Genomic DNA, 8,408 nt, shown 5'->3' on the forward strand with positions numbered 1-8,408 from the left:
TATGAACGTAAAGTAAAACGCTGAAAGAGCGCTTTACTTTATGGTAATAGTATTCATAAAGAGCATGGACACTATTCAAATTTAGAAAGATAAAGAAAACTTATGATAATCCATAAGTTTCTTATTATTTACTTATTTAGAAAGTTGTAATAAGATATTATCGTAAGGTATTGAAAAGTTTGTCTACATTTTATATTCAGACAACTTAGTCACGTTTAACAGGGGGGAAACATAATGGTCAAACATAATCCATTTCAATCACGTGCAACTTTCGAAGTAGATGGAAAAACGTATCATTATTATCAATTGAAAGCGCTTGAAAATGCAGGGGTTGGCAACGTATCTCAATTACCATATTCCGTGAAAGTTTTACTTGAATCTGTACTTCGTCAAGTAGATGGACGCGTAATTACAGAAGAGCATGTTACAAATTTAGCAAAATGGGGAACGAAAGATGTTCAAGATATCGATGTTCCATTTAAACCATCTCGTGTAATTTTACAAGATTTCACTGGCGTTCCAGCTGTTGTAGATTTGGCTTCACTTCGTAAAGCAATGGCAGACATGGGCGGAGATCCTGATAAAATTAATCCGGAAATTACTGTAGACCTTGTAATTGACCACTCTGTACAGGTTGATAGAGCGGGTACGGCAGACGCGCTTGCATTCAACATGGACTTAGAGTTTAAACGTAATGAAGAACGTTATAAATTTTTAAGCTGGGCACAAAAATCATTTGATAACTATCGTGCAGTTCCGCCAGCAACAGGTATCGTACACCAAGTAAACCTTGAGTATTTAGCACCAGTTGTTCATGCTGTGAAAAATACTGAAGGTGACTTAGTTGCATACCCGGATTCATTAGTTGGAACAGACTCACATACAACAATGATTAACGGTATCGGTGTTCTTGGATGGGGCGTTGGTGGTATTGAAGCAGAGGCAGGAATGCTTGGACAGCCTTCATACTTCCCAGTACCTGAAGTAATCGGTGTGAAATTAACTGGTACACTTCCAAGTGGTACTACAGCAACAGACGTTGCATTAAAAGTAACGCAAGTGTTACGTCAAAAAGGTGTAGTTGGTAAATTCGTTGAGTTCTTCGGTAACGGACTAAAGAGCATGCCTTTAGCTGACCGTGCAACAATTTCAAATATGGCACCAGAATACGGTGCAACTTGTGGATTCTTCCCAATCGACGACATTTCATTAGAATACTTACGTTTAACAGGTAGAGATGAAGAGCAAATTCGCGTTGTTGAAGAATACTGTAAAGCGAACGGTTTATTCTATACAGCAGACAGTAAAGATCCAATTTACACTGATCTTGTTGAAATTGATTTAAATACAATCGAATCTAACCTTTCTGGACCGAAACGCCCACAAGATTTAATTCCACTTTCAGATATGAAAGATGCGTTCCACAAAGCTGTTGTAGCACCAGTTGGAACACAAGGACTTGGATTTAATGAGCAAGAGTTTGATAAAGAAGTGAAGGTTACATTAGAAGATAAAGAAGTAACGATGAAAACAGGTGCAATTGCAATCGCTGCAATTACAAGCTGTACAAATACATCAAATCCATACGTATTAATTGGAGCAGGTCTAGTTGCGAAAAAAGCAATTGAAAAAGGACTTGTAGTACCTGAGTACGTAAAAACATCATTAGCACCAGGATCTAAAGTTGTTACAGAGTACTTAGATAAATCTGGTTTAACAACGTATTTAGATCAATTAGGTTTCCAAACAGTTGGTTATGGCTGTACGACTTGTATCGGTAACTCTGGTCCATTAGCAGAGGAATTAGAAGAAGCGATCGCAGCAAACGACTTATTAGTAACATCTGTTTTATCTGGTAACCGTAACTTTGAAGGTCGTATTCACCCACTTGTAAAAGCAAACTACTTAGCATCACCACCACTTGTTGTGGCATATGCACTTGCAGGTACTGTTGATATTGACCTGAAAAATGATGAAATCGGTAAAGATGCAAATGGAAATGCTGTTTACTTCAATGATATTTGGCCATCAGCTAAAGAAATTGAAGACGTAGTTCAAAATGTTGTTACATCTGAACTGTTCAAGAAAGAATATGCGCAAGTATTTAACAGCAATGAGCGTTGGAATGAAATCCAAACTTCAAATGAAGCTTTATATACTTGGGATAATGACTCAACATACATTCAAAACCCACCATTCTTTGAAGGTTTATCTAAAGAGCCAGGTGAAGTTGAAACATTATCAGGTTTACGCATAGTTGGTAAATTTGGTGACTCTGTAACGACAGACCACATCTCACCAGCAGGTTCAATCGGTAAGCATACACCAGCTGGACGCTACTTATTAGAAAACGGCGTACAACCAGTTGACTTTAACTCTTACGGTTCTCGTCGTGGTAACCATGAAGTTATGATGCGTGGTACATTCGCAAACATTCGTATTAAAAACCAAATCGCACCAGGAACAGAAGGCGGATATACAACATATTGGCCAACTGGTGAAGTAACATCTATCTATGATGCTGCTATGAAGTATAAAGAAGATGGCACAGGCCTTCTAGTTGTTGCTGGTAAAGATTACGGTATGGGAAGTTCTCGTGACTGGGCTGCGAAAGGTACAAACTTATTAGGTATTAAAGCAGTAATCGCAGAAAGCTTCGAGCGTATTCACCGCAGTAACTTAGTGTTAATGGGTGTGTTACCACTTCAATTTAAAGATGGCGAAAGCGCTGAAACGTTAGGTCTTGTTGGTAACGAGTCATTTGAAATTCAAATTGACAAAACAGTTAGACCGCGCGATCTTGTAAAAGTAGTTGTAATCGATGCAGAAGGCAACGAAAAACAATTTGAAGTAGTAGCTCGTTTCGATAGTGAAGTTGAAATTGATTACTACCGTCACGGTGGTATCCTGCAAATGGTTCTTCGTGAGAAAATTGAAGAGTCTAAGGTATCAAACTAAAAGATTCAACGATATTTGTTGAATGTATATTTTAAAGAGGGATGAGATTTTCTCATCCCTCTTTAGTATGAAAAAATATAGGCGTATTTAAAGGTCCCTAAGTGGGAAATTTATTATCTGTTAATATGGGACGGATGGATTTTTGTAAAATTAAGGAAGAATTAAAGTCGCATAGTCTATATTAATGGTAAAATTAAATAAAATGAATATTAAGATGACAAAAATTTAAAATACTAGTTGCTGTAAAAGAGGTGGAATATGCCCAAAAGATATTGGGGAGTCATAATTACTTACATATTGCTTTATTTGTCCATTTATTTATTCGAACCGATATTTATAAATTTATTTAATTTAACAATGGAAGCGGCCAACGCCTATGGTAGGATTTTAGGTTATTTTTTAGCTTTCATAGTAATTTTAATATTGATGAAACCTGATATTGAAAGAGTTTCTTCTAATGCTTATCCGCCTAAAAAAACGATATTATGGTGTATCTATGGTGTTCTTATTTATTTTTTAGTTCAAGCTATTTATGGATTAATAGCTATTGTTGCATTTAATATGGACCTTAACTCAGAACACTCAGAAATGATAAAAACTAAATTTATATCATTTCCATTTAGAATAGTGAATATTGCAATTTTTGCTCCTGTAATGGAAGAGCTTTTAACGAAAAAAGTCATTCTTGATACGTTACGAAAACGAACAAATGTCTACATTGCTTGCTTAATTACGTCTCTTGTATTTGCATTACTTCATCTGGAGTTAGCAAGTATTATTCCATATACTTTAGCAGGATTGGTGTATGCATTTTTTATATGTAAAAACGGATAGATTAATTGTTCCTATTGTTGTTCATATGACAATAAATACACTTTCAATTTTAATGAAAATTATTTAATAAAAGAACTAAATATCGGCATTTAATGAGTCATTGGCAGAAGGATTAAACCCTGATAAATGAGCAAATTTTATTTTGTGTTTTGAAACATAAGTTTTTAAATTAATATGAGTAAACAAAAAGGAAAGGGATGAAACCATATGGTTTCATCCCTTTCCTTATGTAATGCAAAATTGGAGGAATAACAATGAATGAGTATAGAAGAATAATGTTGCCGCTATTACAAGAAAAGCTATTGCTAATTAGTGCGATTTGTAGCGGGATAGTAGCGGCCATTTTGAATTTATCCAGACCACTTTTAATGGGATTAATTGTTGATAATCTTATTCAGAGGGAGTTAAGAGATGCATATATGTACATTGTATTGTTTGTGGGGAGTAGATTTATGATGTGGACGAATACATTTGTGTTTGGTTATATAAGTGCAAACGCGAGTCAACGTATATTACAAAAGAAGCGTATAGACTTATTGCGTCACTTTTTTTCATTACCATTTGAAGAAAGCGAGAAGGTAAAACAAGGAGAGCTAGAAACATTAGTCGTTTCTGATATCCCGAACTGGGTAAGGTTATATGGATCTATATTAATCGAATATATTCATGCACTTGCGCAATTTATTGGTGCAATCATAGCGCTACAACATATAGATATAGACTTTATATGGTGGATAACTCCGTTTTTATTTTTAAGCGCAATTGTTCCAATGGTTATGGGGAAAAAGGTAAGGAATATTGCGGATATTGCTCAAAAAAATCAATCAAGTGTTGTAGAGATGGTGTCACAGTTTGTAAAAGGTATACAAGATTTACGGAGTTTACAAAAAGAAAAATGGGCAATTCACTTATTTAAAGGAGTAACAGCACAATCTTATAAAACGGAAGTAAAGAAGACGATGATGCGACATTGCATTGGAATAGTTGGAACGGTGATTGAAACGGTCGCGTATATAGTTGTTCTTATTATAGGAGCACAAAAAATAATAAAAGGGGATATGGAAGTTGGATCGCTCGTTGCAGTATTAGCTACAATTGAGATGCTTTTTTTTCCTGTTCGTTATGCGAGTGATTTATTGATGATGACGCAAGTCGCAATCGCTTCGGCAAATCGAGTTTTTTGTTTTTTAGATATACAGGCTGAATACAGAAATGTAGAAAGAGCGATGGGAATGAGATTAACAAATGTTTCATTTCAAGAGAACGGCGAAGAGAGATGTAGAATTAAAAATATTCATTTGCAAATTAATCCTGGCGAACTCGTTATCATTGTGGGGGAAAGTGGTGCAGGAAAAACAACGCTTTTAAAATTAATAACGGGTTTGTATAAACCATCTAACGGTAGCATTGTTTATTATGGTAATGGGTCTCGTATGACTACAGTGTGGCAGGAACCTCGTTTTTTTCGAACGACAGTAAAAGAGAATATGTATTTCGGGGAAGAGTGCCTAGAAAAACAATTAGAAGAAAATATTGAACTTGTAAATGCGAAGCCGATTATTTGGAGTTTATCTGAAGGTATTCAGACTGTACTACATAAAAGCGGAGAAGAGTTTTCGGGAGGAGAGAGAAAGCGTCTGGCGTTATTGCGAGCGATTGTATCAAATCCGAATCTCATTATTTTAGATGAACCAACTGCGGGATTAGATCCGAACAATCAAGAAGTGGCTTGGAATATACTGAAAGGGCTAGGAGGGAATGTAACGAGAATTGTGACGACACATGATGTTGAGAGGGCGATGATAGCGGATCGAGTTGTCGTCATGAATAATGGGAGTATTGTGGAATGTGGGGACCCTAGCGAATTATTAACTTGTAAGTCATTGTTTAAAGAGATGCTAATAAAAAGATAAGAGCTATATAGCGCTCTTATCTTTATTCACTCTTATTAAGTTGATACGTATAAGATTCAGTATCGTTAGTACTAAACTCTTTGACTAGAGTAAGTTGATTTGTATCCGGATTATATTTGAAAATTTTGACCGTATGTTCGCTACTTAGTGATGGATTATATTCTTGGATAGCAAATGTATTTTCAGCAATCTGTGTCATATTACTGGTTGAAACGTTTTCTACGGCATCATGATTTGTAGAAATTTCAACGACTCTTTCACCGTTGAAAAATAAAAGAACGATTACTAAAACAACTAAACATATTCGTATATAGCGAAGTTCTTTACTAATAGGATGTTCTCCCAAAACAATCATCCTTTCTATAACTATTGTATAGTAGTGGTGGTAGTCATCGTGAAGAAACTAAGAATACCGAGACCGGCTAAAAGGATAAATGAGATTAAAGCGATAAAGAGACAAATACGCCCAACTTGCTTTTTTTCAGGATCTTTACTGAAGAGCGAGATGATCCAAGTGATAATCCCGATTGGGGAAAATATAAAACTAAGAATATATAATAGTATTTTTTCAAATAGATTCATAAAAATCCCCCTTTTTGAAAGTTCTACATGTGCAGTTTTCTTCGTATTAGAGCTGCCATTATGTAGGAAAGTACAGAATAAACAGCACTATAAATAATCCAAACGTCTAAGTTTTGTAAAGTTATGTGTATATCAAACCCCGAGACGATAATGAAAAAAATAAGTGGAACAGTAAAAGAAATAATAATAGCAGCCCATTTGAATTTGTATAGCAAGCCGCTAAAACAAATGCATATTAATGGTAAAGTGAAGAAAACAAAAGTAAAAGGGTTGATAAGTAATTGTAAAATACATATCACCTCGCAGGTTTTGCATTTATTTCTAATTATATGATAAAAAGGTAAATATTTCATCTAGACTATAAATATTCTAACTATTTCGAATGTGAATATTTCCAAGCTTGTCCGTATAAGCTAAAATAAGGTATATAGTATTTTTGTGATTATGTTATAAGAAGAAAAACACGTTAGGGTGATATAAAATGTGGCGGAAGCTTACGATTATTGCAGTGTTACTTTGTTTAGCGGGATATGCGGCTTATGAACAGTTTGGTAAAAAAGATCAGGCGGTACAGGGGAAGCAAGAAAAAAGTGAAGCTGCTATGAAAGAGATGATTGCAAGGAATGGTATTGAAATAGGGAAGAGTGCGCCAGACTTTGAATTAACTAAGTTAGATGGAACGTATGTAAAGTTATCTGATTTAAAAGGAAAGAAAGTGATTTTAAATTTTTGGGCAACGTGGTGTGGACCTTGTCAGCAAGAAATGCCTGATATGGAGGCTTTCTATAAAGAACATAAAGAAAAAGTAGAAATTTTAGCAATAAATTATACGCCTTCAGAAAAAGGTGGGGGAGAAGAAAAGGTAAGCAATTTTGCTAAAGAAAAAGGAATTACTTTTCCTATTTTATTGGACAAGAACATTGATGTGACAACAGCTTATAAAGTAATTACCATACCAACTTCGTATTTTATAGATACAAAAGGTGTCATTCAAGATAAGTTCATTGGACCGATGACTCAAAAAGAGATGGAGAAACGGATTGCTAAATTAAAATAACGATGAAAAGGTAGAGATGGAATATAATCATTTCTGCCTTTTCTTTTTCAAGTAGTGAAAGCTTCGTGATATGATAAAAGAAATATAAACGTTTAGAGAAAAAGGAGTGTATTTGGAGTGGGGAATATATCCTTACCGTTAGATTATGTTGTAATTGATTTTGAAACAACAGGGTTTAACCCTTATAATGATAAAATTATTCAAGTAGCAGCAGTGAAATATCATAATCATGAACTAGTAGATCAGTTTGTTTCATATGTAAATCCAGAGCGTCCAATTCCGAGCCGAATTACGAGTTTAACAGGTATTACAAATTATCGTGTATCGGATGCACCCACAATTGAAGAAGTGTTACCGTTATTTTTAGCGTTTTTACATACAAATGTTATCGTGGCACATAATGCTTCTTTTGATATGCGTTTTTTGAAAAGTAATGTAAATATGCTTGGATTACCTGAGCCTAAAAATAAAGTAATTGATACTGTGTTTTTAGCTAAGAAATATATGAAGCACGCACCTAATCATAAACTTGAAACGTTAAAGCGAATGCTTGGAATTCGCTTAAGTTCTCATAATGCATTTGACGATTGTATTACGTGTGCGGCTGTTTATCAAAAATGTGCATCTATTGAAGTAGATGGGAAACGAAAAGTAAATAAGGTCGTACTTGATGAAACTGCGGTATACGAGGCAGTGAAAGAGATACTTGTACGTAACAGACGAAATGTAGAATGGCTACGTTGTATGAACGTAGGTAGTTATCTAGATATAAAAGCTTTTTATCCAGTTATGAGATTAAAGGTAAAAGGGCGAAAGAAATACGTATTAACAGAGATATTAGAGGATGATGTAAAGGGAATATGTACGAGCTTAATATGTGAACCGGCGTTAAAAAGTGAAGTTGGTAATACGCGAATCATGCTTGATAGCTTAGAGGATGTCTTGAAATTAGAAAGTTATATTTTAGAACAGTATGATTTTGTATTACAGGCGCTTCATGATTATAAAGAAAATGAAAAGAATGCAGATGAAAAACTGAAAGAGTATTTAAATGTTATAGGTAT

At 34.7% G+C, this 8,408-nt stretch carries 7 protein-coding genes; 5 read left to right on the forward strand and 2 right to left on the reverse strand.

The annotated features are described in order from the left end of the window. Positions 1-234 precede the first annotated feature (234 nt). The 3 genes from acnA to CDB3_RS06410 all read left to right on the forward strand — a co-directional run bounded on the left by acnA (position 235) and on the right by CDB3_RS06410 (position 5,705). Complete coding sequence (acnA, locus tag CDB3_RS06400) at positions 235-2,958, forward strand: aconitate hydratase AcnA (protein ID WP_128853809.1); 2,724 nt, start codon at positions 235-237, stop codon at positions 2,956-2,958. Between the two features lie 258 nt (positions 2,959-3,216). Continuing rightward, complete coding sequence (locus CDB3_RS06405) at positions 3,217-3,792, forward strand: CPBP family intramembrane glutamic endopeptidase (protein ID WP_256869644.1); 576 nt, start codon at positions 3,217-3,219, stop codon at positions 3,790-3,792. A 254-nt stretch (positions 3,793-4,046) separates the two neighbouring features. Then, positions 4,047-5,705 carry an ABC transporter ATP-binding protein gene (locus CDB3_RS06410; RefSeq protein ID WP_128853810.1) on the forward strand — a complete coding sequence of 553 codons (1,659 nt, stop codon included), beginning with the start codon at positions 4,047-4,049 and terminating at the stop codon, positions 5,703-5,705. Between the two features lie 22 nt (positions 5,706-5,727). Here CDB3_RS06410 and CDB3_RS06415 read toward each other — a convergent pair whose 3' ends face one another. Together CDB3_RS06415 and CDB3_RS06420 are read right to left on the reverse strand one after the other, a co-directional pair. After that, on the reverse strand, positions 5,728-6,060 hold the full coding sequence (locus CDB3_RS06415; RefSeq protein WP_128853811.1) for a YmzC family protein: 333 nt from the start codon (positions 6,058-6,060) through the stop codon (positions 5,728-5,730). Positions 6,061-6,071: 11 nt separating this feature from the next. Next, positions 6,072-6,287, reverse strand: coding sequence for a hypothetical protein (locus tag CDB3_RS06420; protein ID WP_128853812.1), 216 nt, complete (start codon positions 6,285-6,287; stop codon positions 6,072-6,074). A 481-nt stretch (positions 6,288-6,768) separates the two neighbouring features. Between CDB3_RS06420 and CDB3_RS06430 the strand changes: the two genes are divergently transcribed. Together CDB3_RS06430 and CDB3_RS06440 are read left to right on the forward strand one after the other, a co-directional pair. Continuing rightward, positions 6,769-7,344, forward strand: coding sequence for a redoxin domain-containing protein (locus CDB3_RS06430; RefSeq protein ID WP_128853814.1), 576 nt, complete (start codon positions 6,769-6,771; stop codon positions 7,342-7,344). Positions 7,345-7,461: 117 nt separating this feature from the next. Further along, the coding region (locus CDB3_RS06440) for a 3'-5' exonuclease (protein ID WP_128853816.1) at positions 7,462-8,408 on the forward strand (947 nt) is incomplete at its 3' end.

It is taken from the genome of Bacillus sp. CDB3, from assembly GCF_002081505.1.
Lineage (GTDB): Bacteria > Bacillota > Bacilli > Bacillales > Bacillaceae_G > Bacillus_A > Bacillus_A cereus_AT.

Bases quoted from the DNA above. Each gene is read 5' to 3' on its own strand.
- CDB3_RS06420 (WP_128853812.1), bottom strand. From the start codon at position 6,287: ATGAATCTATTTGAAAAAATACTATTATATATTCTTAGTTTTATATTT.
- CDB3_RS06410 (WP_128853810.1), top strand. From the start codon at position 4,047: ATGAATGAGTATAGAAGAATAATGTTGCCGCTATTACAAGAAAAGCTA.
- acnA (WP_128853809.1), top strand. From the start codon at position 235: ATGGTCAAACATAATCCATTTCAATCACGTGCAACTTTCGAAGTAGAT.
- CDB3_RS06405 (WP_256869644.1), top strand. From the start codon at position 3,217: ATGCCCAAAAGATATTGGGGAGTCATAATTACTTACATATTGCTTTAT.
- CDB3_RS06430 (WP_128853814.1), top strand. From the start codon at position 6,769: ATGTGGCGGAAGCTTACGATTATTGCAGTGTTACTTTGTTTAGCGGGA.
- CDB3_RS06415 (WP_128853811.1), bottom strand. From the start codon at position 6,060: ATGATTGTTTTGGGAGAACATCCTATTAGTAAAGAACTTCGCTATATA.